Consider the following 26,785-nt stretch of genomic DNA (forward strand, 5'->3'; position numbering starts at 1 on the left):
ACGAGGACAGCGAATCGAAGGAAGAACATGAAGGTCCACCCCAGCGTCAAGAAGGTCTGCGATCACTGCAAGGTGATCCGTCGTCACGGACGCGTCATGGTGATCTGCAAGAGCAACCCGCGCCACAAGCAGCGCCAGGGCTAGCAGACGCGGCTCCGGCCGCGCCACGACAACACAACAGAACAGGCAGTTTCGAGAACTCGGAACAGCGGAAACGCTGAGCGAGGGACACCCAGGGTCGGAGGCTCTGGCACCGAAACTGCTCCACACCTCCACATACTCCTAGGAGAAGCCACCATGGCACGTCTCGCCGGCGTAGACATTCCCCGCGACAAGCGCGTGGAAGTCGCACTGACGTACATCTATGGTGTCGGCCGCACTCGGGCGCTCAAAGCCCTCGCCGACACTGACATCGACGGAAACATTCGCGTCAAGGATCTCACTGACGATCAGCTGATTACTCTTCGCGACTACGTCGAGAGCAATTTTCAGGTCGAGGGTGACCTTCGCCGCGAGGTGTCCGCTGACATCCGCCGCAAGGTCGAGATCGGCTCGTACCAGGGCATCCGCCACCGTCGCGGTCTCCCCGTGCACGGACAGCGCACGAAGACCAACGCACGCACCCGCAAGGGCCCGAAGCGCACCGTCGCCGGCAAGAAGAAGGCTCGCTAGGTCGAGCTTCGCCTTAAGGATTCAGGAGATTACCAATGGCAGCACCCAAGTCGGCCGTCCGCAAGCCGCGTAAGAAAGAAAAGAAGAACGTCGTTCAGGGCCAGGCCCACATCAAGTCGACGTTCAACAACACGATCGTTTCCGTCACCGACGCTTCTGGCGCCGTCATCAGCTGGGCTTCGTCCGGTGGCGTGGGCTTCAAGGGCTCGCGCAAGTCGACGCCGTTCGCCGCTCAGATGGCAGCCGAGGCTGCCGCTCGTCAGGCGCAGGAGCACGGCATGAAGAAGGTTGACGTCTTCGTCAAGGGACCGGGCTCCGGTCGCGAGACGGCGATCCGTTCACTTCAGGCCGCTGGCCTTGAGGTCGGCTCGATCAACGACGTCACGCCGCAGGCGCACAACGGATGCCGTCCGCCCAAGCGTCGCCGCGTCTAAGCACTTCACACCCGAGATCGGGCCGGTTCACCCCGGCTCGATTCTCGCCGGTTAACACAACTCAATATCCCGTCAACGCAAGTGTCATATAGCGGACACTTAGCCGAAAGGAATACATAGTGCTTATTGCACAGCGTCCATCGCTCACCGAGGAGAACATCTCGGAGTTCCGCAGCCGTTTCGTCATCGAGCCGCTTGAGCCCGGCTTCGGTTACACCCTCGGCAACTCGCTTCGTCGCACGCTTCTGTCGTCGATTCCCGGAGCCGCTGTCACCAGCGTCCGCATCGATGGCGTGCTTCACGAGTTCAGCACCATTCCTGGTGTGAAGGAAGACGTCACCGAGATCATCCTCAACGTCAAGGGTCTCGTGGTCTCGAGCGAGCACGACGAGCCGATCACCGCATACTTGCGCAAGACCGGCTCCGGTCAGGTCACTGCCGCTGACATCTCGGCGCCGGCCGGTGTCGAGGTGCACAACCCCGAGCTCGTCATCGCCACGCTGAACGAAGAGGCGAAGTTCGAGCTCGAGCTCACCATCGAGCGCGGTCGCGGCTACGTCTCGGCAACGCAGAACCGCAACGAGTTCTCCGAGGCCGGCCAGATTCCGGTCGACTCGATCTACTCGCCCGTTCTCAAGGTCACTTACCGCGTCGAGGCGACGCGTGCTGGTGAGCGCACTGACTTCGACCGTCTCGTCGTTGACGTCGAGACCAAGCAGGCAATCACGCCGCGCGACGCGATCGCTTCCGCCGGAAGCACGCTCGTTGAGCTGTTCGGCCTCGCGAAGGAGCTCAACAACCAGGCAGAGGGAATCGAGCTCGGGGCAGCGCCCGCCGAGACGGTGCTCTCGAGCGAGCTGTCGGTTCCGATCGAAGACCTCGACCTCTCGGTCCGTTCGTACAACTGCCTCAAGCGCGAGGGAATCAACACGGTTTCCGAGCTTGTCGCCCTCAGCGAGACGCAGCTCATGAACATCCGCAACTTCGGTCAGAAGTCGGTGGACGAGGTTCGTGACAAGCTCGTCGAGATGGGGCTGTCGCTCAAGGACTCGGTTCCCGGGTTCGACGGCGCACACTTCTACTCGGGCTACGAAGACGAGAACAACTGACGGTCCGTCGTAAGACAGTCCGAGATCAATCTGGAGAAACACGACAATGCCTAAGCCCACCAAGGGACCCCGCCTCGGAGGCAGCGCAGCGCACCAGCGCCTGATGCTCGCCAACCTTTCGGCGGCCCTGTTCACCCACAAGAGCATCACGACGACGGAGACCAAGGCCAAGCGTCTTCGTCCGTTCGCCGAGCGTCTCGTCACGTTCGCCAAGCGCGGTGACCTGCACTCGCGTCGTCGCGTGCTGTCGACGATCGGTGACAAGAGCGTTGTGCACGAGCTGTTCACGCAGATCGCGCCGCTCGTCGCCGAGCGCGAAGGCGGCTACACCCGCATCACGAAGATCGGCAACCGCAAGGGCGACAACGCTCCGATGGCCGTGATTGAGCTCGTACTCGAGCCCGTCACGCCGAAGGCGAAGCCTGCCAAGAAGGCTGCCGCTGCGAAGGCTGAAGAGCCCGTCGACGAGGCGGCAGACGAGGCAGAGGTCGAGGAGGCTCCTGCAGAGGAGACCGCCGAGGCACCGGCCGACGAGGCCGCTGAGGAGTCGACCGAGGCTGCAGCCGACGAGGCTCCCGCCGAAGACGCAGCTGACGACAAGGCAGAGTCCGAGGACGACGCCAAGTAAGCAGCACTCGCTTTCACGATGCCCTCACAGCCTGTTGGTTGTGGGGGCATCGTGTATTTTGCGCAGTCCCCGGGCACGCTCACCAATTCCCGCGCAATGACGCGGAAGATCACGGTGAAAGATGGTAATTTTCTTCGAGAAAGACTAGAACATAGCTTCGATGATTGGTATGATTGTGTCATGTTTGAACCGAAGGCGTGTGGGGGTCGGGTTGGTCCGATTCCGATGGGTGATGAGGCCCGCGGTGAGGTAGCTTTGCGTCCGTTTTTCATGGTTCATGACTACGTGTATCTCGATGATGAGATGCATGCTCCGATTGTGGAGACGAGTGACACGGCGGCGTTGGCGTTGGAGGAGTTGGAGCGGGAACAGGAGAGGTTGCTGGGTCAGCAGGCGGTGGTGGCCGAGAAGCTTGAGGCGGCCCGGGTGGCGTTCCGCAATCAACGGGACGCGATTCTCGTGCACGGGTCCTCCACGGCGCTGGAGGATGATGAGGCTTTGCGTCGGGCGTTCAGTGCGGAGGTGGCGACGCGTTTGCATGTGACGGATCGCACGGCGTCGAACATGGTTGAAGAGGCGAAGACTGTGATCAATGATCTTCCCGAGTTGGCGGATGCGTGGCGTGTGGGTTGGGTGTCGCAGCAGCACGTTCGTGCTGCCGCTCATCAGGCGTGGGATGTTCCGAAAGAGGCCCGGCTCGCCTTCGATTCCGCGATCACGCCGAAGGCGCGCACGCAGACGTCGACACGGTTTCAGCAGACGGCCCGGAAGCTTCGTGAGAGGCTGCATCCTGAGACGATCCAGGAGCGCACGAAGCAGGCGTTCGCAGAACGTCGCGTTGATGTGTGTGAAGAGAATGACGGGATGGCGAGCATCACCCTGACGCATTCCGCCGATGTGGTCCTCTCCATCGATGCCAGTGCCCGTGCGTTGGCGAAGCGACGCATGGGGGAAACCCCGGGCGAGCAGCGCACGTTGACGCAGTTGCGTGCCGACATCACGGCCGAGGCACTCCTCTCCCAGCTCGGCGCAGAAACGCTGCGCATCGGCACCTTCAACGACGGGGTCGAACACGAAACGGTTGAGCCCGAAACTGACGCTGACGCTGAGCCTGAGGGTGATGAGACCGAGCGTGCCGAGCCTGAAGCGGCGGAGCCCGAGGGTGCACCGTCAGATGAGGCGACAGCGCTGTCGGGTTTGACGGCGGCACAGTTGGCGGCGATGCGTCCCGGTGTGGTGATCACGGTTCCCGCCGAGACACTCTTCGGTAACGGTGACGAACCTGCATCGCTGGGCGGATACGGCCCCATCGATCTCGACTTGGCGAGAGACATCATCTGCCAGGCGTCACGTTTTCACCGGGTGCTGACCAGCCCGGTTGATGGGTCAACGGTTGCGATCGATCCGACCAAGTACCGGTTGAGTGAGCAGGTGAAGCGGCTGATTCGCACGAGAGACGGAACCTGCGGGTTCCCCGGCTGCGATGTTCCCGCCCAACGCTGCGACATCGACCATGTCGTCGCGTGGGCAGACGGCGGACGAAGCACGCCCGAAAACCTCATGAGCCTCTGTCGCCGACACCACACACTGAAACACTCGACACGCTGGCGATCAGAAGCACAACCAGACGGCAGCCTGCTCTGGACATCACCAACCGGTGCCCAACACTCAGTGCAACGAGAATAGTCAAAGCTGTGCATGTCGAACGCTCTCGCCCCTGAATGGGCTAGATCTGCTTAGACTCGGACGATGAGCGCTTCATCGATTGCCGAACTTCTGGACGCCACACGAATGAACGGGCTCACCGCCACCCGCGCTGGCCGGCTCATTGCATCGGCCACAGCTCTGGGCGCCGAGGGCAATTCCTACGTGTCGAGTCTCGTTGAACTTGGCGACACCGGAGCGATGCCGCTGACACGTGGTGAAACGTCAGCATCCTCGCCCGCGATCACCGACGACGGGCACGTTCTCTTTGTCTCGAAGCGCATTGGCGAGGACGGTTCCGAGGCGAAGGATGGCTCGCTGTGGAGCCTGCCGCCGCGCGGCGAAGCACGCCAACTTGCGTCCCGACCCGGGGGCTTCGGCCCGCTGCGCACGGCGGGCGGCGTCGTCGTCGCCCAGCTTGACGTGCACTCGCAGGCGACATCGGAGAAAGAGCACGCAGAACTGACGAAGAAGCGCATCGATGCAAAAGTCTCGGCAACGCTGCACTCCGGTTTTCCTACTCGCTACTGGGACAGTGACCTCGGACCCGCGCGCTCGGTGCTCGCGAAGGCTCAGCTACCCGGCGACCTTGACGAAGCAACCGTGCGTCCGGCCCCCACCTCAGAGACGGAAGGCGAGTCGGCGCGGCAGGTTCTCACGTTCGACTATGCGGAGATGCCCGAGGGGCGCCTGCTCGATTGGGACCTCTCCGACGATGGCGCGTTTGCTCTCGTCGTGATGCAGACAAGCGTTCCGAATATTCTCGAGTCTGAAAAGCTGTGGCGCGTTGACCTGCGGGGCGGTGAGCCGACTCTGCTGATCGATGCAGATCCCGCCGATCTCGAAAGCGTCGAGGGTGGGATCATCTCGCCCGACGGCACGCGCGCCGTGATCGGACGGATGACAAACTGGCGTTCAACGCAGAGCATGGGCGCTCGCCTGCAGGTGCTCAATCTTGAGACAAAGACAGTGACGGAGCTATGGCCCGAGTTCGACTTCTGGGCAGACCCGGTGTGGCTCGACGACGCGACGATCGCCGCGGCGAGCGATGATGCCGGGCGAGGTTCCGTGTGGATCGGCAGCCTTGACGACGCCAAGCCAAAGCGGCTTGCCGGCGGACTAGAGCAGAACCTCGTGTTCAGCAGCCTCGCCGTGCAGGGGAGCAGGCTCGTTGCCTCCGCATCGGGCATTGACGTGGCACCGCATCCGGTCGCCATCGACCCGGCATCCGGAGTCGTCACGGCTCTGCCGAACCCGGCAACCGTGCTCGAGGCACCAGGCACACTCCGCGAGGTGACGGCGACCGCTGAAGACGGCGCAACGGTGCGCGCCTGGCTGCGCCTGCCGAGCGGTGACGGGCCGCATCCTCTTGTCGTCTTCGCGCACGGCGGCCCGTGGGGCTCGTGGAACGCGTGGACGTATCGGTGGAACCCGAACCCCTTCGTCGCCGCCGGCTATGCAGTGCTCTTGCCTGACCCGGCGATCTCGACGGGGTACGGCCAGCACATGATCGACCGTGGGCAGCACCAGCTGGGCGGTGCACCGTTTTCAGACATCATGGCGCTCACGGACGCTGCGATTGCACGCGACGACATCAATGCCAGCCGCACGGCGCTCGCCGGCGGGAGCTACGGCGGCTACATGGCGAACTGGGTGGCGGGGCAGACGGGGGAGCGCTTTCGGTGCATCGTGACGCATGCGTCGCTGTGGGACACGGAGGCGATGGGCTCGACGACGGACAACTCGGGGTGGGACGAGCCGATGCGCGCGCAGCACGAGCTGTACTCGCCGCACGCCCACGTTGCCGACATTCGCGTGCCCATGCTCGTGATCCATGGAGACAAGGACTACCGTGTGCCGATCGCCCAGGGGCAGAAACTCTGGTACGACCTGCTGACGAAGTCGGCGACGCCGCTCGACTCCAACGGGCAGACCCAGCACCGTTACCTGTATTTCCCCGACGAGGGGCACTGGATTCTCGGCCGGGGCAACGCGCAGGTCTGGTACGAGACGTTTCTGGCATTTCTCGACACGCACGTGCGCTCGGAGCAGAGCGAACGTCAGGCGACGTTGGGCTGACGCGAACCGTTAAACTAGACGCATGACCGTCACACGCACTGCCCTCCGTGATCGCGTCGCAGCGCCGGAGCTCGCGCTCCCGCAGCATCCTGATATCGCCCGCTGGAGGCCGGCGACGCTCGACGACCTCGACGCGATGATGGTGCTGATGGATGCCGCGGATCACCTCGATCACCCGGCATCGACAACGACGCGCGCCCAGGTGGAGAATGCGCTGAAGTCGTCTGAGCTGATCATGGCCACTGACACGCTCGTCGGCGAGAGCGCCGCGGGCGTGCTGATCGCCGCGGGGGTTGTCGCCGAGGCACAGGCGAAGTCGACGCGGGTTCAGGTGTATCTCGAGGGCACAGTGCACCCGGCATGGCGCGGACGAGGCATCGGGCGCGAGCTGCTTGCCTGGCAGCGCGACAGGGCGCTGCAGCTGCTGGCGCGGTCGCCGCACGCTCTTCCCGGCTGGATCATGGTCGATCAGGAGCACGGCAACATCGCGGGCCAGCACCTCAGCGAGCGCGCGGGTTTCACACTCACACGCTACTTCACCGAGATGGAGCGGAGGCTGTCCGACCCCGTCGAGATCGTCGAGCCGCTTGCCGACGTGCGCATTGTGCCGCTCGACGACGAGCTCGTCGAGTCGTCGCGTCTCGCTCGCAATGACGCATTTCGCGATCACTGGGGCAGTCAGCCCACGACGCAGGAGCGCTGGGAGCACCTGACGTCGTCTCCGGAGTTTCGCAAAGACCTCAGCCGAGTCGCGATCGAGAAGACGGATGCCGGTGAGCCCCGTGTCGTCGCGTTTGCCCTCGTCTCGGTGAACAAGCGCGATTGGGAGGCCGCGGGGTATTCAAAGGCATACATCGAGTACATCGGCGTCGTGCGCGACCATCGCGGTGAGAAGCTCGCCCCGGCGATCATCACTGCCGCGCTGCAGAGCCTGCGCGACGCGGGCATCGAGCGCGCAACCCTCGACGTCGATTCCGAGAGCCCGACGGGGGCCAACACGCTCTACGAGCGCATGGGCTTCGTCGCAGGCGACCGTGGGTATTCGTACGTGCTCGAGGTGTAGCCAGGCGGATGCCGCTCAGCGCACGACCGGCAGGTTATAGCCGTACTGCTCCGTCACGGCGGGCGGCAGATCGGCGAGCACCTGCAGAGAGCGCATGATCGCCTCGGCATAGACGGTTCCGCCCTCGTAGCCGGGGTGGATGTGGTCTGCCGCGAGCAGTTCGTCTGCACGGGGGTCGATGGCGTCGCGCCAGTCGGCGATCACCGACGTGCGGCGGGCCGCGGCGAATGAGTCGAGCTCGGTGTTGACGCCGGCAATCCAGTCGCGCGGCGCGTAGGCGTTGACGAGTATCAGGTGCCGGTCCGCCCCGATGACGTCAACGATCTCGTCGAGAGTCGATTCGTTGACAGGGCCGTTCGTGCCAAGGCCGATGATCACGGTGCTGCGCAGCCGTCCCTGCTGCTCCAGATCTTCCAGAATGCCGGGCGCCGTATACATCGATCGCGAAACCGACGCATCAATGTCGATACCGGGCAGTGAATCTTCGAGCGCTGGTGCCGCGGCTAACATCACGGAGTCTCCGACCGCTGTGATGTTCTCGCCCGTGACTGCCGACTGCGCCGGCTTCGTTGGTTTCGGATCCTTCGCTTTCGTCTGCGACGACTTCTGCGCGTTGGCGATCAGCTGCTCCACAGAAGACGATTGCGGGGCAACGGCCATGGCGGTGCCCGTCGAACCGACGAGCACGAGGGCGACGGCGATGATTCCGATTGAGATTGCTGCCCGGGGCACGCTTGTGCGAAAAGCTCGGCCGAGCGTGCGTGCGCAGTTGCGAAAGCCGCGGGTGCGCATGGGCGTCTCGACAAAGCGGAATGACAGTTCGGAGGCCGCAAGAGTGATGACGATGGCGATGAGCGATGCGGTGACGGGTGGTGCCTGCGTCGCTGTCGAGCCGCTCATCGCGAGCGTCAGAGTGAAAATGGGCCAGTGCCAGAGATACACGCCGTACGAGCGGCGCCCCAGCCAGCGCAGGGCACCGGCATCAAGCCGAGAGCCGAGCACAGAGCCGGGCCTGATCGCCGCGGTAATCACGATCACCGTCAGCAGCGACGCGAGCGCGAGACCTCCGCGATAGGTGGCGTCATCGCCGTCCCCGAGCGCGAACGCCAGCACCATCACCCCGATCAGCGCGATCGCGCCGACGACGTCGAAAAGCGTGCGGATCACCGGGCCGTTGCGCTTGGGCAGTCCAGCCCCGAGACGTCCCTCGAGCAGTACGGCGAGTGCGGCACCGATCAGCAGGCCGAATGCGTGAGTGTCTGTGCCGTAGTAGACGCGCGTCGCATCTGCTCCCGGGGCGAAAAGGCGGGCCATCCAGAGCGCAGAGGCGATGGATGCCGCCACAAGAACGCCCGCGCGCAGCCACCGTGATGGTAGAAGCAGCAGCGCCAACAGAAGCAGGGGCCAGACGATGTAGAACTGCTCCTCGACCGCGAGGGACCACAGTGTGCGGAACATCTCGGGGGAGAGCGCGTCAAAGTATGAACCCCCGGTCGCAATCTCCACCCAGTTGTAGCTGAACGTCGAGGCGCCGAGAATTTGTCGACCGATGCGCACCAGCACATCGCCGCCGATGACGAGCGCGGCGGTCGTCGAGGCAGTGACAACGAGGATCAGAGCGGGGAGGATGCGGCGGGCGCGCCGTGTCCAGAAGTCGCGAAGATTGATGCGGCCCTGCGTGTGGCGCTCCCGCATGAGCAGGCTCGTGATGAGAAAACCCGAGATGACGAAGAACACGTCAACCCCGATGAAGCCGCCGGGAAGCGCCCCGGGAAACAGGTGGTAGACGAGCACCCCCGCCACGGCAAGCGCGCGCAGCCCGTCCAGGCCCGCATAGCGAATGCGGGTGGCGGGCTGCGGGAGGGTAGAAGCTGTTGTCACCATGGAACCGATCGAGGATAACGCGTCAGAGTGAATGGTGCATGAGAGCAGCCGCCCCGATGCTCTAGCCTGATGCGATGAGCACCTGGCATCGCGGACTTCTCGACAACGTCTCGTCTCGCTTTGTCGAGCAGCACCTGGGCGAGCCCGAGTTTGTCGATGATCTGTCGTGGGGACTCGTTGATACGGCCGTCCTCTGGGTCCGTGACGGCGATCGCGATGTGATCGTTAAGACGGCTGGTCCGGGCAATCATCATATTGGGCGGGAAATCACTGCGAATGAGTCTTACACGGCCCCGCTGGTCGACAGCAACCGTACGGGGATGCTCATCGCTGCTGACCGCGCGGCGAACACACTCATTCTCGCGTATCAGCACGGGAACCTGATCGACGGGACGGACTCCGAGCTTGACCCTGATGTCTATGCGCAGGCGGGGGCGGTGCTCCGCGAGCTGCACGGGCAGGAGTCGCGTGTTGATGACGATTACGAGATTCGTGTCACCGATCGCGCCGTGCGCTGGCTTGATGGTGAGCACCGCATCGCTCCCGATGTCGAGGCGGAGGCTCGCAGCATCCTCTCGTCGTATCGTCCGATGCCGATCACGGTTGTGCCCACGCATGGTGACTGGCAGCCGCGCAATTGGCTGATCGACAACGGCTGGCTCCGCGTCATCGATTTCGGGCGCTTCGCGTTCCGCCCGCCCGCGACGGATCTGTGTCGCATCGCGGAGAAACAGTGGCGTGAGAATCCGGCATTGGAGGACGCTTTTGTGGCGGGCTTCGGTCGAGACCCGCGCGACGAGCTCGTCTGGCCGATGGATCTGCTGCGTGAGGCGATCGGAACCGCCTGCTGGGCGTTCCAGGTCGGCGATGCGGATTTCGAGAAGCACGGTCTCCGGCTCGTCGATGAGGCGATCGCGCGATTCTGACAATCTGACCGTACGGCGCTACGCAGAGAGCGCTTCGTTGCCTTCATTTTATCGCAGATCGGCACGCCTCATGAGGCGCGGATTTTTGGTTCATAATCGATGATCTGTGTTGTGGCGGATCGCGAGGGGGAGCACGATGGCCGAGATACTGAAGCTGACGGATGTCGAACGCACAATGGTCGAAACTGTCGGCGGCAAGGGCGCGCACCTCGGCGAACTTATGAGAATCGGCGACGTACACGTGCCCGATGGATTCTGCGTGACGACCGAGGCATACCAGCGCGTCATCGCGGCGTCCCCGGACGTTGGCGCGTCACTCGCCGTACTGTCTCGCGTGGCCGCCGACGACCGCGACGCGCTAGCCGAGGTCAGCGCGTCGCTGCGGCACGCGATCGAGAGCATCGAACTTCCGAGCGACCTCGTGACGTCTCTCGCCGCTGCGCACGGGGCGCTGGGCGAGGTCGGAGCGTATGCCGTGCGATCCAGTGCGACGGCGGAGGATCTGCCGTCAGCATCCTTTGCCGGCCAGCAGGACTCGTACCTGAACGTGATCGGGTTCGAGCGCATTCTCGATGACATCAGGCGCTGCTGGGCCTCCCTTTTCACGGAACGCGCCGTCTCATACCGGGTGGCGAACACGATCGACCACGGCACCGTCGACATGGCCGTCATCGTGCAGCGCATGGTGCCAGCGGATGCTGCAGGAGTTCTGTTCACCGCCGACCCAGTGACGTCGAATCGCACGATCGCCACGGTGGAGGCCGTCCGCGGTCTCGGGGACAGCTTCATCTCTGGTCAGGTGCGGGGAGATTTCTACGCCGTGCGTGACGACGAGATCGTCTCGGCATCCATAACAGCGGCGCGGCCCGTGCTGGCAGACGACCAGGTCGTTCGGCTTGTCGACCTGGGGCGCCGCATCGAGAAGCACATGGGCGAGCCGCAAGACATCGAATGGTGCTGTGCAGATGGCACGTTCTTCATCGTTCAGAGCCGTCCCATTACAACTCTCTACCCGATTCCGCCAGCTCCTGACGACGGCATCCACGTGTATGCGTCGGTTGGTCATCAGCAGATGATGACCGATGCGATGAAGCCGCTCGGGCTCTCGGTCTGGCAGCTGACGGCGCTGCGCACGATGGCGGAGGCCGGCAGTCGGCTGTTCGTCGACATTACGGCGATGCTCACCACTCCCGAGGGACGCACGGGTCTCACCCGTGGGCTCGGGGCATCGGAGCCGCTGATCGCCGACGCGCTGCAGACCGTGATCAATCGCGACATCGTGCCGCTGAAACCTGGTTCCGACCCGGGACCCATGCCTCCAGGCGTCGGGGAGGCGACGGCTGAGCCGCAACCCGGGGCCGTCGAACAACAGATCGCCACGGCAGAGCAGTCGATCGCGGCGTTTCGACGCAGCATCCGGCAAGAATCAGGGCCAGCCCTGTTCGACGCGATCCTGGCAGACGTCGACGAGCTTCGTCGTCTGGTGAGCGATCCGCAGAGCATGCAGGTGCTCATGGCGGGAATCGAAGCGTCGCGCACACTCAACGAGACGCTGAGCGAGTGGCTGGGAGAGACGAACGCCGCCGATGTGCTTGCGCAGTCTGTGCCGCATAATGTGACTGCTGAGATGGGCCTCGCGCTTCTGGACGTCGCCGATGCCATGCGCCCGCACGCGGATGTCGTCGCGCACCTGAAGAATGTGGCCGCGGGATCCGTGCCTGACGGGCAACTGCTCGATGACCTGAGAGCTCGTGCCGGGGGACCGGATGCTGCTACTGCACTGAGCGTGTTTCTCAACGACTACGGCATGCGCTGCGTCGGCGAGATCGACGTGACGCGTGAACGGTGGGATGAACGCCCGGAGCTTCTCGTTCCCGCGATTGTGGCCAACATTGCGAGTCTCAAGCCGGGCGAAAGTGCGCGGCGATTCGAGCGCGGTCGGCAGCAGGCAATGGCGAAGCGCGACGACGTGCTGGCGCGGCTGCGGGAGCTTCCCGATGGCGAACGCAAGGCGGCCGAGACGGAGGATGCGATCAGGCGACTTCGGGCGTACACCGGGTATCGCGAGTACCCGAAGTACGTCATGATCAACAGATACTCCGAATATCGCGAAGCGCTTCTTGGCGAGGCCGAACGCCAGGTGCGCTCTGGTCTGCTGCACCAGGCAGACGACATCTTCTTTCTGCGCTTTGACGAACTGCAGCAGGCGGTGCGCACACGGCAGGTTGACCACGCTCTCATACAGGCACGACGAGACGAGTTCGCTCGCGACGAGAACCTGACGCCGCCGCGGCTCATCACCTCTGAGGGCGAGACGATCAGCGGTGCCTATCATCGCGATGACGTGCCAGCCGGCGCGCTTCCCGGTCTCGCGGTCTCGGCAGGGACTGTCGAGGGGCGAGCTCGCGTCGTCAGCGATATTGGCGACGCTGATCTTGAGCCGGATGACATCCTTGTCACAGCGTTCACGGACCCGAGCTGGACGCCCGTGTTTCTCGGGATAGCCGGGTTAGTCACGGAGGTGGGCGGCGTGATGACACACGGCGCGGTGATCGCTCGTGAATACGGGCTGCCGGCTGTCGTCGCTGTGGAAAATGCCACGAGGCTCATCCGTGATAGGCAGCGAATTCGGGTGCACGGCACCGATGGGTTCGTCGAGCTGCTCGAGGACACCGCGTCGATAGACTGAGCGCCGTGACCGATCAGCATCCGCCCGCCACACGATTCCGGCTCGATATCGCGTACGACGGCACCGACTTCTCTGGGTGGGCGCGGCAACCTGGCCTGCGCACCGTGCAGGGAGTGCTGGAGGACGCCATCGCCCGACTTTTTGGTCGCCGGGGCGATGAACCCGGACTAACCGTCGCCGGGCGCACGGATGCAGGAGTTCACGCGACCGGACAGGTAGCGCATGTGGACCTGCATGCGCGGCACGCCGAGGCACTGACGAGGCAGAATCGTCGGGATACTGTGATTCAGAGCCCCGGCGAGGTATTCGCGCGCCGCATGAACGGTGTGCTCGGTCGACGCTCCGACGTTGTGGTCACGAGTGCCAGCGAGGCTCCCGATGGCTTCGACGCGCGTTTCTCGGCATCGTGGCGGCGATACGCGTATCGAATCGCAGACGATGTCACCGGACGGAACCCGCTCGAGCGCAACACCGTCGTCTGGCACCCGGGCGCGCTTGACGTCGAGGCAATGGATGCTGCCGCCCGCGAGCTTGTCGGGCTGCACGATTTCGGCGCGTACTGCAAGCCGCGCGAGGGCGCCACGACGATTCGCACGCTGCAGGATTTTCGCTGGAGCCGGGATGGTGCCGGCTATGTCGTCGCCGAGGTGAAGGCTGATGCCTTCTGTCACAGTATGGTTCGCTCGCTGACGGGGGCCTGCGTCTCTGTGGGAGAAGGTCGGCTCGCTGCCGCTGACCTTGTGCGGCTCAGGGATGCTGGCGCGCGCACGAGTGCGTTTGCTGTGATGCCGGCACACGGGCTCGTTCTCGTGCAGGTCGGCTACCCGGAAGACGACCTGCTCGCCGCGCGCGCCGAACTTACGCGGGCCAAACGCACGCTGAACTGAGCTGATCACGAGCGTTCGTGCAGCCCGATCGTACGATCGGCGTGACTTTCCGTGCCGCGGCGCGGTATCTGCGGCTCTGCAGGCCGCGCATCAACTGCTATCTGGCGGGTCGGAGCCACCGGCCCGCGAGTTGCCCCGGCGGCGCCTTCTGGTGCGGCGTGTGCGGCCGACCTGGCGCGGTCGGTTCTGGCCGAGCCGGATCGGCTCGCCCGCGTGGCGCATGAATGCCGGCGGGGTGAGGAATGGGATGCCGTTCTGCATGCTGATGATCCAGTTTTGGGCGTGCAGCATGTGATGGTGGGCACTGCAGAGAAGAAGCCCATTGTCGACGTCTGTGGGCCCGTCTTGGCTCCAGTACGTCACGTGATGCACGTCACACCAATCGGCAGGCATGTCGCATTCCGGCCAGCCACAGGTTTCATCGCGGGCGGCGATCGCGAGCTTCTGCTGCGGAGAAAAGGCACGCTGTTTGTGGCCAAGCCAGAGAGCTTCGCCATTGTCGCCAAGAATCATCCGCCGGTAGCCCTCGTCGCAGATGATGCGTTCGGTCGTGATCGGGCCGAGTGGCTCTTGGGCACCGTTGGCCCAGCCCACCCCATCTCCGCTCCGGAGATCCTCGAGGGTGGTGGTCACAATCACCTCGGTCTGCGCCCGGCGGCTGCCGGCGTCGGAAACGGAGGCGCGGTGTCCAGAGCTGATCAATCCGTCGATGATGTCGTGCAGCTTCTGACCGTGCGTTCGCGGGTCGAGATCGTGGGTGCCGACGCTGGGGGCAACGTTGTCGTTGCTGTCGTGAGGGGCAGTTGCGTCTTCACTTTCATCGACGGGCCTGAAGGCGACGCGGGCTCGCGGGTTCGTGTGCGTGGAGATCGCAGCGTTCAGCCGTGCCGCTGCGTCTGGCGTGAGGCGCCCCTTGATTGGAGTCATCCCATGCGCATCAACTTTGCCAATGTGGAAGAACCGCGCCTGGCGCTGTGCTTCCTCTCGCGGCCTCGCTCCGTCAGGATCAAGCGCCTCTTTCCAGACCCGCATCTGCTGCTTGGCGTACTCCGGGGTGGACCGGGAGGCGATGCGCATCATGCCGTCTTCGGCAGCATCAAGCATCTGCGGATCGGCCGAAAGGCGCACTTCTTCGAGACTCCGGATGAGAGGAGCAACGGCCTCAGCGTCGACGGTTCCGGCGAACGCGGCTTCGGCAATATGGCTCCAGCGGGGTGGCAGCGGCGCCCCGGAGATGCTCGAGTCGATGGTGATGGCGTCGCCGTAAGCACGAGCGCGGCGGGCCGCACTGTGTGAGATGCGGGCGGTCGATTGCAGAAGTCCGATTGCGTCACGCTGCCCGTTGCGTGACGCGATCGTCTGCGCACCATCAAGCTTCACCGACCTTGTCGCAATCTCTGAAGCGACGACGGCGAGTGCGGTCTGCTGGGCGCGCCCCAGCTCACCGAGCGCGGCGGCGGCCTCGAGCAGCGCATCGTCGCTCGCGGCGGCAGCCGATCGGGGCAGAGTTTCGAGCACCCGCGTAGCCGCCGCGGACGCGATGCCCGCTACAGCTTCGATGCTGTGCTCGATGGGTTTCTGCATGTCCGTAGTATTTCAGGAGCCACTGACATTGCTTCGACCTAAATACCCGGTCACACGACCATTGTGGATAACTTGCAAAACTCGTTGCCTGTGGACGAAGAAGCGGTCTACGATCTCGACGCTGACGTGCGAGTGCATGGTCGTTCGGGGCTCGTGATCATGAGCGCGGCGTCAGACGCAGCACGTCGAGATCGACATCGCCCTCGATTCCATCGATGCGCGCGACATAGTGCACCTGCCACATCGTCCACTCGTCGTTGGTCGGACGCAGAAAGAAATGCGTCACCCACGAGGGGTTGTCCGCCAGCGCGCCGATCGAGTATTCCGAGGTGAATGAGGCGCGGGCATAGACGAGCAGAGGGCGTCCCCACGCCGCCTCGACAGTCTGCCTGAATGTCTCAAGTTCGGAATCGACCTCGCTCTGTGGCGGGCGGTCCGCGCAGGGTCCGATGAGTTCGAGATCGATGGCAGGAGCAAGCGCGGATTCGTCTGGCGGTGCAGCCGCAAGAAAGTTCTCTGCCTGATCGGCACCAGAGGCGCACAGAGTGAAAAAATGGTAGGCGCCGCGTCGGATTCCTGCGTCGGCGGATTCCTGCCAATTCTGCGCGAACTGAGAATCGACGAAGCCCTTGCCTTCGGTCGCCTTGATCATCGCCGCGCCAATGCCGTCGTCTGCGACAGCATCCCAGTCAATGTCGCCCTGGTAACTCGATACGTCAACGGCATGCACCTCGTCTGCCGCCAGTGACGGACGGTGGTGCGGCACCCACAACCACCACCAGGCGCTCGCTAAGAGAATCAGAGTGCCAGCGATCGCAACTCCACCGAGAAGACCTCGCCGTGACGGGTGATCGCGTCTCGAGGGCATGCTGTCACAATAGAGGACGGTCGTGGAGCCGTTGCGACTGCGTGCGCACACTCTGATTCGAATTGACCGCGTGTCGCGGGTCACGTAATATAGCTCGTTGGTGCTGTGCCCGTTTTCTGGCTCGCACCCGTAGTTGAGCCCTCCACCTGCGGAGTTCACGTCAAGTGAACACCCAACGGAGCGGGATTCACGAACGTCCAACTAACGATTACGAAAGCAGCACAACTGTGACGCGCACTTATTCCCCCAAGGCCAGTGAGATCCAGCGCGACTGGATCGTCATCGACGCTGAAGACGTCGTTCTCGGCCGCCTGGCAAGCCACGCAGCCGTTCTTCTTCGCGGCAAGCACAAGCCGACCTTCGTCAACCACCTCGACACCGGTGACTACGTCATCATCGTCAACGCCGCAAAGGTTTCACTCAGCGGCGACAAGGCGCAGAAGAAGCGCGCCTACCGTCACTCGGGTTACCCGGGCGGCCTTTCATCCATGAGCTACGGCGAGCTCCTTGAGAAGAACCCCGTTCGCGCCGTCGAGAAGGCGATTCGCGGGATGCTCCCGAAGAACTCCCTCGGCCGCGACCAGCTGGGCAAGCTCAAGGTGTACGCAGGCAGCGAGCACCCGCACGCCGCTCAGCAGCCGAAGCCGTACTCATTCGACCAGGTCGCGCAGTAAGCGCCCCGCAAAGCTAAGGATTTATGACAGTGGCGAAGATCGAAGACTCCATCGAAACCCCAGAGAACTACAGTACCGAGAGCGAGCAGGCACCAGAGACTGCTGCAGCCCCGCGTCCCGCGCTCACCGTTCCCGGCGCAGCAGTAGGACGTCGCAAGCAGGCAATCGCTCGTGTGCGCCTCGTTCCCGGTACCGGCAGCATCACGGTAAACGGCCGTGAACTTGCCGACTACTTCCCAAACAAGCTCCACCAGCAGCTCATCAACGACCCGTTCACGGTGCTCGAGCTCTCGGGCAGCTACGACGTGATCGCCCGCATCTCGGGTGGTGGCCCCTCGGGCCAGGCCGGCGCACTGCGTCTCGGCATCGCTCGTGCGCTCAACCAGATCGACGTTGAGAACAACCGCGCAACCCTGAAGAAGTCCGGATTCCTCTCGCGTGACGCACGCGTCAAGGAGCGCAAGAAGGCCGGACTCAAGAAGGCCCGCAAGGCTCCTCAGTTCTCGAAGCGCTAACCACGGAGGGTTCGACTCTCCATGGCTCGTCTGTTTGGAACTGACGGCGTTCGCGGACTCGCGAACGGTGTTCTTACAGCCGACCTCGCTCTCGGCCTTGCCCAAGCTACCGCAGTGGTGCTTGGGCAAGGCCGAAGTGCTGAGGTCAGGCGTGAAGAGGGCAAGCGTCCTGTTGCCGTCGTCGCCCGCGATCCGCGCGTCTCCGGCGAGTTTCTCGCCGCAGCCGTCTCGGCTGGTCTGGCATCAAGCGGCGTCGACGTGCTCGACGCCGGCGTGATTACAACGCCCGCCGCTGCTTTCCTCGTGCAAGACATCGATGCCGATTTCGGTGTGATGATTTCGGCATCCCATAATCCTGCGCCAGATAACGGCATCAAGATCTTCGCGCACGGCGGAACGAAGCTGCCCGACATTGTCGAGGAGCGCATCGAAGAACACCTCGAGACCGAGCAGCTCATGCCGACCGGTGCCGACGTCGGTCGCATTCAACGGTTTGCCGACGCTGAAGACCGTTACGTTATTCACCTGCTCGGCAGTCTTCCCCATTCGCTTGACGGCGTGCATGTCGTGATCGACTGCGCGAACGGCGCAGCGGCAGGTGTCTCACCGCAGGTATTCTCGGATGCCGGTGCCCGGGTGTCCGTGGTCGGAAACGACCCGGACGGCATCAACATCAACGATGGCGTCGGGTCGACGCACATCGACAGCCTGGCTCGCACCGTCGTCGAGCTCGGCGCCGACGTGGGAATCGCCCACGACGGCGACGCCGATCGCTGCCTTGCTGTCGACGCGAACGGCACGATCATCGACGGCGACGTCATTATGGCGATCCTCGCCGTGTCGATGAAGGAGCGGGGCAAGCTCGCCCACGACACACTTGTCGCCACGGTGATGAGCAACCTCGGTCTGCGCCGCGCGATGGAGGAGAACGGCATCTCCATGCTTCAGACGAAGGTGGGCGACCGCTACGTCCTCGAGGCGATGAACGACAAGGGCTACGCCCTCGGCGGTGAGCAGTCCGGCCACGTGATCATGAGCGAATTCGCGACGACGGGCGACGGCATCCTCACCGGTCTTCACCTTGTGAGCGAGATGGCACGCACAGGCAAGTCGCTCGCGGAGCTCTCATCGGTGATGACCGTGTACCCGCAGGTGATGATCAACGTGAAAGATGTTGACAAGACACGTGCCCACTCAGACGAGAATGTGATGCTCGCCGTTGCGGAGGCCGAAGGTCTGCTCGGCGAGACCGGGCGAGTGCTTCTGCGCCCCAGCGGAACCGAGCAGCTTGTGCGCGTGATGGTGGAAGCCGCCGACCACGACACGGCCGGTCGAATTGCCGACCAGCTGGCCGGTGTTGTGCGAACGCACCTCAGCATCGTCTGACCGCAGCCGCAACGCGAGTGGGCTTGCATCCAACCGGATGCAAGCCCACTCGCTCGTCGCCTGAGCAGCTTCAGCTCAGAGCGAGTTCACATCAGAGACCTCGGCGGCTGGAACCGACGACGTCGCCGGCCTTCCAATCGTCCCAACCCTCGCGCCCGGCCATGAACTCCTCGATCTCCTCCTTCGACGCTTCGAGCTTCGGGTCGTGCTTGAGATAATGCTTCGTCTCGCGGGCGACGAGGCCCGAGAGCACGAGGAGCCCAACCAGGTTGGGCAGCGCCATGAGCCCGTTCATGACGTCGGAGAACGCCCAGACGACGCCGAGCTGGACGGTGCAGCCGATGTACACGATGAGCGAGAAGAGGATTCGGAACGGCATGACGGCGCGTCTGCCGAAGAGCCGCTCGATATTGCGCTCACCGTAGTACGACCAGCCGAGGATCGTCGAGAAGGCGAACATCACGAGGGCGATCGTCACGACCCAGTGACCCCATTCGCCGGGGAGCCCGTTCGTGAAGGCCTCGCCCGTCATGAGCGCCGCGGAGATCTGCTCGCCCGTTTCCGGGTCGACAGCCTTCCACGCGCCCGTCGTGACGATCACGAGACCGGTCATCGTCACGACGATGATGGTGTCGATGAAGGTCTGCGTCATCGATACCAGCCCTTGACGCACCGGGTGGCTCGTCTGAGCGGCGGCGGCGGCCATGGGCGCCGAGCCGAGGCCCGACTCGTTCGAGAACAGACCACGGGCGACACCGAACTGAATGACGATGATGATCGCGGACCCGGCAAACCCACCAACGGCGCTCGTGCCTGTGAACGCCTGGCTGAAGATCTCGGCGAGTGCGGAGGGCAGCGCGCCGATGTTCGCGATCAGAATGTAGAGTGCGGCGGCAACGTAGAAAATGATCATCACCGGGACGAAGCCGGCAGTGACGCGGCCGATCACCTTGATTCCGCCGACGAGCACGAGCAGCGCCAAGACCGTGAGGGTGACGCCGGTCACCCAGGTTGGCACGTTGAAGCTTGCCTGCACGTTGGAGGCGATCGAATTGCCCTGCGTCATGTTGCCGATGCCGAAGCAGGCGATCGTCGCAAAGATCGCGAACATGAGTCCGAGAACTTTGCCGAACGGGCCCTTGATTCCGCGCTCCAGGTAGTACTGGGGGCCGCCGGACTTCTCGCCTGCGGCATCCGTCCCTCTGAACCTCACGCCAAGAAAAGCTTCGGTGTACTTGGTGGCCATGCCGACGAGACCGGTGATCCACATCCAGAAGAGCGCACCGGGTCCGCCGATCGCGATGGCCGTTGCCACGCCGACGATGTTGCCCGTGCCGACCGTTGCGGCAAGCGCCGTCGTCAGCGCCTGGAACTGCGAAATGTCACCTTCGCTTCCGGCATCTTTGCGTTTCAGGATGCCGAGGCGCAACGCTGCGCCGAGCTTGATGAACTGCAGTCCACCGAGCCGAAAGGTCAGATAGATGCCGGTTCCGATGAGCAGAGGAATGAGGACGTACGGTCCCCAGACGACTGAGCTGATGTTGCCCAATGCGTCCTCAAGCCAGGTCAAGTCCATGGTTCTCCCGTCTGTGCGTCACTGCACGATGGGCACCATCCTATGGGGCAATGAGAGCTCGCCGGAAGAGTTTTATGCGCGTGCCGCGCGACGTGACTTCTGCCACGCCCAGAACCGCGACAGCATCCGCTTCAGCCACCCGGAGAGGCGCCTGGCCCACCGGAATTCGGTGCCGAGAATGGCGAGGCCGAGAAAGACGATGAGCCAGCCAGGGCCGGGAAGCGGCACGAGAACGAGCCCGAGTAGGGCGATGACTGTGCCGAGGGTGCCGACAGCGACGCGGTAGGCATGACGAAGACGAGGATGCTGTTCCAGCCATACGCGAATGCGGCGCAGCATCCGCCGAATCGGGCGGTCGGGACTCTCTGCGCTGACGATGTCGCGGGAGATCGCTGTCTCGAACGTCATGCCCGCCAGAATAGGCGCGGATGCTGGGAATGCGCCGTACACGCAGGTCAGATCTTGCGCAGCAGAACCTTGCTCACCGTGTGGTCACGCTCTTTGCGCAGAACGAGCTTGGCGCGGGCGCGCGTGGGGCGAATGTTCTCTCGGAGGTTGGGTTCGTTGACTTCCGTCCAGAAGTAGCGTGCCTTGTCCCGCGCTTCTTGCTCGCTCAGCTCGGCGAAGACGTTGAAATACGAGTTGGGGTTGCTGAAGGCTCCGCGCTGAAGCGCCATGAAGCGCTCTTCGAACCAGTGCGCGATGTCCTCTGTGCGCGCGTCGACGTAGATGCTGAAGTCGAAGAGATCGGCAATCGTCAGGTGCCCGGCAAGCGCCGGCTGCAGCACATTGAGGCCCTCGACGATGAGAACGTCTGGGCGCCGCACCACGATGCTCGCGTCGGGGACGATGTTGTACTGCATGTGTGAATAGAACGGTGCGCGCACCTCGTCGGCGCCGGACTTCACTTCGGTGATGAACCGTAGCAGCGCACGACGGTCGTATGCTTCGGGAAAGCCCTTGCGGTGCATGATGCCGCGGCGTTCGAGCTCCTCGTTGGGGTAGAGAAAGCCGTCCGTCGTAATCAGCTCGACACGCGGGGTGTCGGGCCAGCGGGACATGAGCTCGCGCAGCAGACGGGAGACCGTTGACTTGCCCGCGGCAACGGAACCGGCAACGCCGATGACAAACGGCGTGCGGGCCGAGGATTCCCCGAGAAACGACTGCGTTGAATCGTGGAGCTTCTTCGCGTTCGCTACGTACAGGCTGAGCAAACGACTGAGCGGCAGATACACTTCGGCGACTTCGGCGATGTCCATGCGGTCCCCGAGCCCGCGAAGCTGAACGATCTCAGCATCCGTCAGAGGGTTCTGCTTGTTCGGTGCGAGACTCGCCCAGCGTGCACGGTCGATCTCGACGAAGGGCGTTGTGTGCACGGGAGTGGAACCGGTGGCTGTGCGACTGGGCGACATGAGACCACATTTTACGCAGGTTGAGTCGACGATTCGTCGTGCGGCCGGCGACGACCGTTTGTTGCGAGTCACACCTATTCAGCTCGGCGCAACGATGCTAGTGTCCGAATCGACGCCAGTTTCGACGGACCGTGACGGTTGTCAGAGGGGATCGGTCGTGCTTGACACGAATACACACGGAGTCGATCAGCGCGTCTCGACGGGTGACCTGCCGAGCTGGGAACGCATCGACGAACGCGTCCTCGAAGCGTACGAGCGTAACGTCACCGATGAACAGGGGCTGGTTGCCGACTACATTCCCGAGCTCGCCGCTGCCGACCCTTCCCAATTTGGCGTCTGCATCGCCGATGTCGAGGGGAGCACCCACGTGGCGGGGGATGCAGAGGTCGAATTCACCATCCAATCGATCTCGAAGGCGTTCGTCTACGCCCTTGTCTGTCAGGAATTCGGGCACACCGAGGTCGGACGACTCGTCGGTGTGAATAACACGGGTCTCGCCTTCAACTCGGTGATCGCCGTCGAGCTGAACGACGGGCACCCGATGAACCCCATGGTGAACGCGGGCGCCATCGCGACAACGGCGCTCATGCCGGGTGCCACGCTTGCCGAGAAGTGGGAGAACATCCGCACGGGGCTCTCGGCGTTCGCCGGTCGACAGCTCTCCATGGACGGTGAGGTGTACCGATCCGAAGCAGAGACAAACACGCGCAACGAGGCGATTGCCAAGCTGCTGAAGAGCTATGGCCGCATTGCCGGAGACTCGTCTGGGATCGTCGACATTTACACGCGGCAATGCTCTCTGCGCGTGAGCGCGCGCGATCTGGCGATCATGGGAGCAACGCTTGCCGACGGCGGAGTGAACCCCGTGACGAAGCAGCGCGTCATCTCGCCCATCGTGTGCCGCGACACGCTCGCGGTGCTGGCGACGAGCGGTCTCTATGAGCGCTCGGGGGAGTGGATGTTCGAGATCGGCCTTCCGGGAAAATCTGGCGTCTCGGGCGGCATCGTGACCGTCGCGCCGGGGAAAGGCGCACTCGGAACATTCTCCCCCCGGCTCGACTCGGCGGGAAACAGCGTGCGCGGGCAGAAGGCGACGGCCTTTCTCTCACGGTCGCTCGGCTTGAACATCTTTGCATCCGACAGCGAGGGAGATCGGCATGACGTCTGACCAGAAGTACGCAACCGACGTGAAGGCGTCCTGGGCGCCGCTCGTCGGCCTGTTTCTCGCTCAGGTGCTCATGTCGTTCAACGTCGCCGTGCTGCCTGTCTCGCTCGGAGGCATGGTCGAAGACTTCGGAGTGCCGCCGACAGTCGTCAGCTCAACGATCGTGACCTATGGGGTCGCTGTCGCGGCCCTCGTCATGGTCGGAGCGAAGCTGGGGCAGCGCATCGGGTGGGTGCTCATTTTTCGCATCGTCGTTGTGATCTTCGCCTGTTCGTCAGTCATGATGCTCGTGTCTCCGAGCGTCGGCTGGGCGATCACAGGGCAGGCGCTCGCCGGAGCATCCGCCGCGATCATCGTTCCTGCTCTCGTGGCGCTCATCGCCGAGAACTACACAGGGACGCAGCAAGCAACGGCGATCGGTTCACTCGGGTCGGCTCGGGCGATCTCCGGTGTGAGCGCGTTCATGATCGGTGGTGCCCTCGGAACGTTCGTCGGATGGCGCCCGGTCTTCATCATCGTTCTCGCGCTCGCCGTCGCTGTGTTTCTCTTCAGCTTCCGGTTGCGCAGCGATCGGGGCAATAAGGCCGTGCAGATCGATGCAGTCGGGGCCGTGTTCATCGGTGCCGCCGTCATTCTGCTGACCGTGGGATTCAACAATCTGAACGCGTGGGGCGTGCTCACCGCCCGACCGACCGCACCGGTTGCGGTGCTCGGGCTCTCCCCGGCCATAGTGATGGTCGTGCTTGGGCTCATTTTGGGGCAGTGCTTCTTTCTCTGGACACGGCGCCGTTCACGGATCGGCAAGGCACCGCTCGTGAGCCTCGCCGTTCTCGGCTCAGGAAAAGAGCGCGCGGCCGTCTACGCGATGTTCATTGTCGTCGCCCTCGAAGCAGCATTGAACTTCACGGTTCCCCTGTACATCCAGATCGTTCAGGGCCGCACTCCACTCGACACGTCTCTGGCGATGCTGCCGTTCAACCTCACCGTGTTTATTGTCGCCACCCTCGTAGTGCGGTTCTACAAGAAATACAGCCCGCGCGCCATCGGCGTCTTCTCGTTCTCGCTGACCACGATCGCTCTCGTCTGGCTCGCGGTCGTCGTGACGAACAATTGGGAAACCATTCCCACGATCGCTGGTCTGGTCGTCTTCGGAATTGGGCAGGGGGCGTTGGTGACTCTCGTGTTCAACGTGCTGGTCACTGCCTCTCCCAAGGAGGCCGCGGGTGATGTGGGATCTGTGCGCGGTACGACTCAGAACCTTGCGTCCGCTGTGGGCACAGCGCTTGCGGGAGCCATGCTTGTGACGATTCTCGGTATCAATATCGGGCAGGCCGTGACGAATAACGTTGAGCTGCCGCGCAACCTCGTGGATCAGGTGGATCTTGACGACGTCAACTTCGTCAGCAACGACCAGCTGCGTGAGGTGCTCGACGCGACTGACGCCACAGCAGAGGAGGTGGACCGCGCCGTCGAGATCAACGCCGATGCCCGGCTGCGCGCTCTGAAGCTCGGGCTGCTGATTCTGGGCGGAATCAGTTCGATCGCGATCGTCCCGGCCACGCGACTGCCCACGTACCGGCCAGGCGAGATTCCCTCTCCGGATGGAGCCAAATCTCGGTAGCGCCGAACCGCGTCGCGCCGCGCATTCAGCTTTCTGCCCATAAACTTGTCACCATGTGTGGAATCGTGGGATACGTCGGCAACCGTGACAGCATCGACGTCTTGATGAACGGGCTCAAGAGGCTTGAGTACCGCGGATATGACTCCGCCGGCGTCGCCGTCATCGGCGCTGAAGGGAACCTGACGACGCGCAAGCGCGCAGGCAAGCTCGCAGTGCTCGCCGATGACGTCGCTGAAACCGCGATTCCGTCGAGCAGTACAGGCATCGGCCACACCCGTTGGGCGACACACGGCGGGCCCACAGACGACAACGCACACCCGCACCTGAGCGCCGATGGCAAACTCGCCGTCATCCACAACGGCATCATCGAGAACTTCGCGGCGATTCGCGACGAGCTCGAGGGCCAGGGCTTCACCTTCTCGAGCGAGACAGACACCGAAGCAGCAGCGTTGTTGCTCGGCCGCGAGTATGCCGAGACCGGTGACCTGCGCCAGGCATTCCAGCGCGTCGTCGGCCAGCTCGATGGCGCCTTCACGCTGCTTGCCGTTCACGAAGACGAGCCGGGACTCGTCGTCGGCGCCCGCCAGAACTCGCCGCTCGTGATCGGGCTTGGTCAGGGGGAGAACTTTCTCGGATCCGACGTCGCCGCGTTCGTCGAGTACACCCGCTTCGCGCTTGCCGTCGGCGAGGGTGAAATGGTCGCCATCACGCCCGACAGCGTCGAGGTCACCGACTTCGTCGGCAACCCCGTGCAGTCGACGCCGTTCGAAGTGCAGTGGGACGCCGCGGCCGCCGAAAAGGGCGGCTGGTCGAGCTTCATGGCGAAAGAAATCAGTGAGCAGCCGGATGCTGTCGCCAACACGATCCGCGCCCGCATCGGCGACGACGGGCTCGTTCACGTTCCCGAGCTGGAGGGGCTCGACGAGCTCTTCCGCGACGTCTCTCGTGTCGTGATCGTCGCGTGCGGAACCGCGTCGTACGCCGGCATGGTCGGCAAGTACGCGATCGAGGCGTGGACGCGGCTTCCGGTCGAGGTCGCCCTCAGCCACGAGTTCCGCTACAGCGACCCCGTCGTCGATGCCAGCACTCTCGTCGTCTCGATCAGTCAGTCGGGCGAGACGATGGACACGCTCATGGCCGTGAAGTACGCGGCAGAGCGCGGTGCGAAGACGCTCTCGATCTGCAACACCCAGGGAGCGACGATTCCCCGCGAATCAGACGCGGTCGTGTACACGCACGCCGGGCCGGAAGTCGCCGTCGCCTCGACAAAGGCGTTCGTCGCGCAGATCACCGCTCTCTACCTGCTCGGACTGCACATCGCTGGCGTGCGCGGCAGCCTGACAAGCGAGCAGATCGCTGAGAACACCGCCGAGCTTCAGGCGATCCCGGCAAAGATCGCCGAGGTGCTCGCCCAGCACGACGAGGTGGCGCAGCTCGCCCACTGGATGAGCGACACACGCTCCGTTCTCTTTCTCGGCCGCAACGTCGGCTACCCGATTTCGCTCGAGGGCGCGCTCAAGCTCAAGGAGCTCGCCTACATTCACGCTGAAGGGTTTGCCGCTGGTGAGCTCAAGCACGGACCGATTGCGCTCATCGAGCCGGGTCAGCCGGTGTTCGTCGTCGTTCCGAGCCCGCGCGGTTCGCAGACGATGCACTCGAAGGTCGTGTCAAACATTCAGGAGATCCGCGCGCGCGGTGCCCGCGTGATCGCGATCGCCGAAGAGGGTGATGTCGCCGTTCTACCCTACGCAGACACTGTCGTGCGCGTTCCGCTCGCTGCACCGCTGTTCGAGCCGCTGCTCACCGTCATTCCGACGCAGATCTTCGCGATGGAGCTGGCGTCGGCGAAGGGCCTCGACGTCGATCAGCCGCGCAACCTCGCCAAGAGCGTGACCGTCGAGTAGCCATG

General features: G+C 63.7%; 23 protein-coding genes. 17 read left to right on the forward strand and 6 right to left on the reverse strand.

The features are described 5' to 3' along the window. Positions 1-27: 27 nt before the first annotated feature. From rpmJ to HCR84_RS04070, 8 genes are all read left to right on the forward strand, one after another. Positions 28-144: a 50S ribosomal protein L36 gene (gene rpmJ, locus HCR84_RS04035; RefSeq protein WP_098409041.1), complete on the forward strand. Its 117-nt coding sequence runs from the start codon at positions 28-30 to the stop codon at positions 142-144. Positions 145-297: 153 nt separating this feature from the next. Next, on the forward strand, positions 298-672 hold the full coding sequence (rpsM, locus tag HCR84_RS04040) for a 30S ribosomal protein S13 (RefSeq protein ID WP_166984505.1): 375 nt from the start codon (positions 298-300) through the stop codon (positions 670-672). A gap of 35 nt (positions 673-707) precedes the next feature. After that, positions 708-1,106, forward strand: a complete 399-nt coding sequence (rpsK, locus tag HCR84_RS04045) for a 30S ribosomal protein S11 (RefSeq protein WP_166984506.1) — start codon at positions 708-710, stop codon at positions 1,104-1,106. Positions 1,107-1,225: 119 nt separating this feature from the next. Continuing rightward, complete coding sequence (locus tag HCR84_RS04050; protein ID WP_166984507.1) at positions 1,226-2,215, forward strand: DNA-directed RNA polymerase subunit alpha; 990 nt, start codon at positions 1,226-1,228, stop codon at positions 2,213-2,215. Positions 2,216-2,261: 46 nt separating this feature from the next. Beyond that, positions 2,262-2,843, forward strand: coding sequence for a 50S ribosomal protein L17 (gene rplQ / locus HCR84_RS04055; RefSeq protein WP_166984508.1), 582 nt, complete (start codon positions 2,262-2,264; stop codon positions 2,841-2,843). Between the two features lie 180 nt (positions 2,844-3,023). Beyond that, positions 3,024-4,529, forward strand: coding sequence for an HNH endonuclease signature motif containing protein (locus tag HCR84_RS04060; protein WP_195706687.1), 1,506 nt, complete (start codon positions 3,024-3,026; stop codon positions 4,527-4,529). 63 nt (positions 4,530-4,592) lie between these two features. Then, entirely contained in the window at positions 4,593-6,626 is a 2,034-nt protein-coding gene (locus HCR84_RS04065; protein ID WP_166984146.1) for an alpha/beta hydrolase family protein, read from the forward strand. A 22-nt stretch (positions 6,627-6,648) separates the two neighbouring features. Then, positions 6,649-7,689: a GNAT family N-acetyltransferase gene (locus tag HCR84_RS04070; protein ID WP_166984145.1), complete on the forward strand. Its 1,041-nt coding sequence runs from the start codon at positions 6,649-6,651 to the stop codon at positions 7,687-7,689. A gap of 15 nt (positions 7,690-7,704) precedes the next feature. Here the strand turns inward: HCR84_RS04070 and HCR84_RS04075 are convergent, their stop codons facing one another. Continuing rightward, positions 7,705-9,573: an acyltransferase family protein gene (locus HCR84_RS04075; RefSeq protein WP_166984144.1), complete on the reverse strand. Its 1,869-nt coding sequence runs from the start codon at positions 9,571-9,573 to the stop codon at positions 7,705-7,707. 74 nt (positions 9,574-9,647) lie between these two features. On the opposite strand from HCR84_RS04075, the gene HCR84_RS04080 reads away from it, so the two are divergent. The 3 genes from HCR84_RS04080 to truA all read left to right on the forward strand — a co-directional run bounded on the left by HCR84_RS04080 (position 9,648) and on the right by truA (position 14,075). After that, a complete protein-coding gene (locus tag HCR84_RS04080) occupies positions 9,648-10,499 on the forward strand; it encodes a phosphotransferase family protein (protein ID WP_208322113.1) in 852 nt (283 codons plus the stop codon). A gap of 136 nt (positions 10,500-10,635) precedes the next feature. Continuing rightward, positions 10,636-13,188: a phosphoenolpyruvate synthase gene (locus tag HCR84_RS04085; RefSeq protein ID WP_166984143.1), complete on the forward strand. Its 2,553-nt coding sequence runs from the start codon at positions 10,636-10,638 to the stop codon at positions 13,186-13,188. Between the two features lie 5 nt (positions 13,189-13,193). Continuing rightward, entirely contained in the window at positions 13,194-14,075 is an 882-nt protein-coding gene (gene truA, locus HCR84_RS04090; protein WP_166984142.1) for a tRNA pseudouridine(38-40) synthase TruA, read from the forward strand. Positions 14,076-14,165: 90 nt separating this feature from the next. Here truA and HCR84_RS04095 read toward each other — a convergent pair whose 3' ends face one another. Both HCR84_RS04095 and HCR84_RS04100 read right to left on the reverse strand, forming a co-directional pair. Beyond that, a complete protein-coding gene (locus HCR84_RS04095; RefSeq protein WP_166984141.1) occupies positions 14,166-15,659 on the reverse strand; it encodes an HNH endonuclease signature motif containing protein in 1,494 nt (497 codons plus the stop codon). A gap of 157 nt (positions 15,660-15,816) precedes the next feature. After that, positions 15,817-16,527 carry a GH25 family lysozyme gene (locus HCR84_RS04100; protein ID WP_166984140.1) on the reverse strand — a complete coding sequence of 237 codons (711 nt, stop codon included), beginning with the start codon at positions 16,525-16,527 and terminating at the stop codon, positions 15,817-15,819. 227 nt (positions 16,528-16,754) lie between these two features. Here HCR84_RS04100 and rplM point away from each other — a divergent pair, with 227 nt between their 5' ends. Genes rplM through glmM form a run of 3 tightly spaced genes read left to right on the forward strand, consistent with a single transcriptional unit; the run spans position 16,755 to position 19,102 of the window. Further along, entirely contained in the window at positions 16,755-17,201 is a 447-nt protein-coding gene (rplM, locus tag HCR84_RS04105; RefSeq protein WP_166984139.1) for a 50S ribosomal protein L13, read from the forward strand. 29 nt (positions 17,202-17,230) lie between these two features. Next, positions 17,231-17,716, forward strand: coding sequence for a 30S ribosomal protein S9 (rpsI, locus tag HCR84_RS04110; protein WP_166984138.1), 486 nt, complete (start codon positions 17,231-17,233; stop codon positions 17,714-17,716). A gap of 21 nt (positions 17,717-17,737) precedes the next feature. Continuing rightward, complete coding sequence (glmM, locus tag HCR84_RS04115) at positions 17,738-19,102, forward strand: phosphoglucosamine mutase (RefSeq protein ID WP_166984137.1); 1,365 nt, start codon at positions 17,738-17,740, stop codon at positions 19,100-19,102. Positions 19,103-19,193: 91 nt separating this feature from the next. Here the strand turns inward: glmM and HCR84_RS04120 are convergent, their stop codons facing one another. From HCR84_RS04120 to coaA, 3 genes are all read right to left on the reverse strand, one after another. Beyond that, positions 19,194-20,678 carry an alanine/glycine:cation symporter family protein gene (locus HCR84_RS04120; RefSeq protein ID WP_166984136.1) on the reverse strand — a complete coding sequence of 495 codons (1,485 nt, stop codon included), beginning with the start codon at positions 20,676-20,678 and terminating at the stop codon, positions 19,194-19,196. Between the two features lie 72 nt (positions 20,679-20,750). After that, positions 20,751-21,086 carry a TIGR02611 family protein gene (locus HCR84_RS04125; RefSeq protein WP_166984135.1) on the reverse strand — a complete coding sequence of 112 codons (336 nt, stop codon included), beginning with the start codon at positions 21,084-21,086 and terminating at the stop codon, positions 20,751-20,753. Positions 21,087-21,133: 47 nt separating this feature from the next. Continuing rightward, positions 21,134-22,090 carry a type I pantothenate kinase gene (gene coaA / locus HCR84_RS04130; protein ID WP_166984134.1) on the reverse strand — a complete coding sequence of 319 codons (957 nt, stop codon included), beginning with the start codon at positions 22,088-22,090 and terminating at the stop codon, positions 21,134-21,136. 157 nt (positions 22,091-22,247) lie between these two features. Here coaA and glsA point away from each other — a divergent pair, with 157 nt between their 5' ends. From glsA to glmS, 3 genes are read left to right on the forward strand one after another with little or no spacing between them, the layout of a single operon-like run. Next, the gene (gene glsA, locus HCR84_RS04135; RefSeq protein WP_166984133.1) at positions 22,248-23,258 is read left to right on the forward strand and encodes a glutaminase A; all 1,011 of its coding nucleotides are present in this window, start codon (positions 22,248-22,250) and stop codon (positions 23,256-23,258) included. Next, positions 23,248-24,876, forward strand: coding sequence for an MFS transporter (locus HCR84_RS04140; RefSeq protein WP_166984132.1), 1,629 nt, complete (start codon positions 23,248-23,250; stop codon positions 24,874-24,876). The genes glsA and HCR84_RS04140 overlap by 11 nt, the downstream gene beginning before the upstream one ends. A gap of 53 nt (positions 24,877-24,929) precedes the next feature. After that, positions 24,930-26,780 (forward strand): glutamine--fructose-6-phosphate transaminase (isomerizing), encoded by a 1,851-nt coding sequence (gene glmS / locus HCR84_RS04145; protein WP_166984131.1) that lies wholly within the window; start codon positions 24,930-24,932, stop codon positions 26,778-26,780. Positions 26,781-26,785 lie beyond the last annotated feature (5 nt).

This window comes from Paramicrobacterium fandaimingii, assembly GCF_011751745.2.
GTDB classification, from domain to species: domain Bacteria; phylum Actinomycetota; class Actinomycetes; order Actinomycetales; family Microbacteriaceae; genus Paramicrobacterium; species Paramicrobacterium fandaimingii.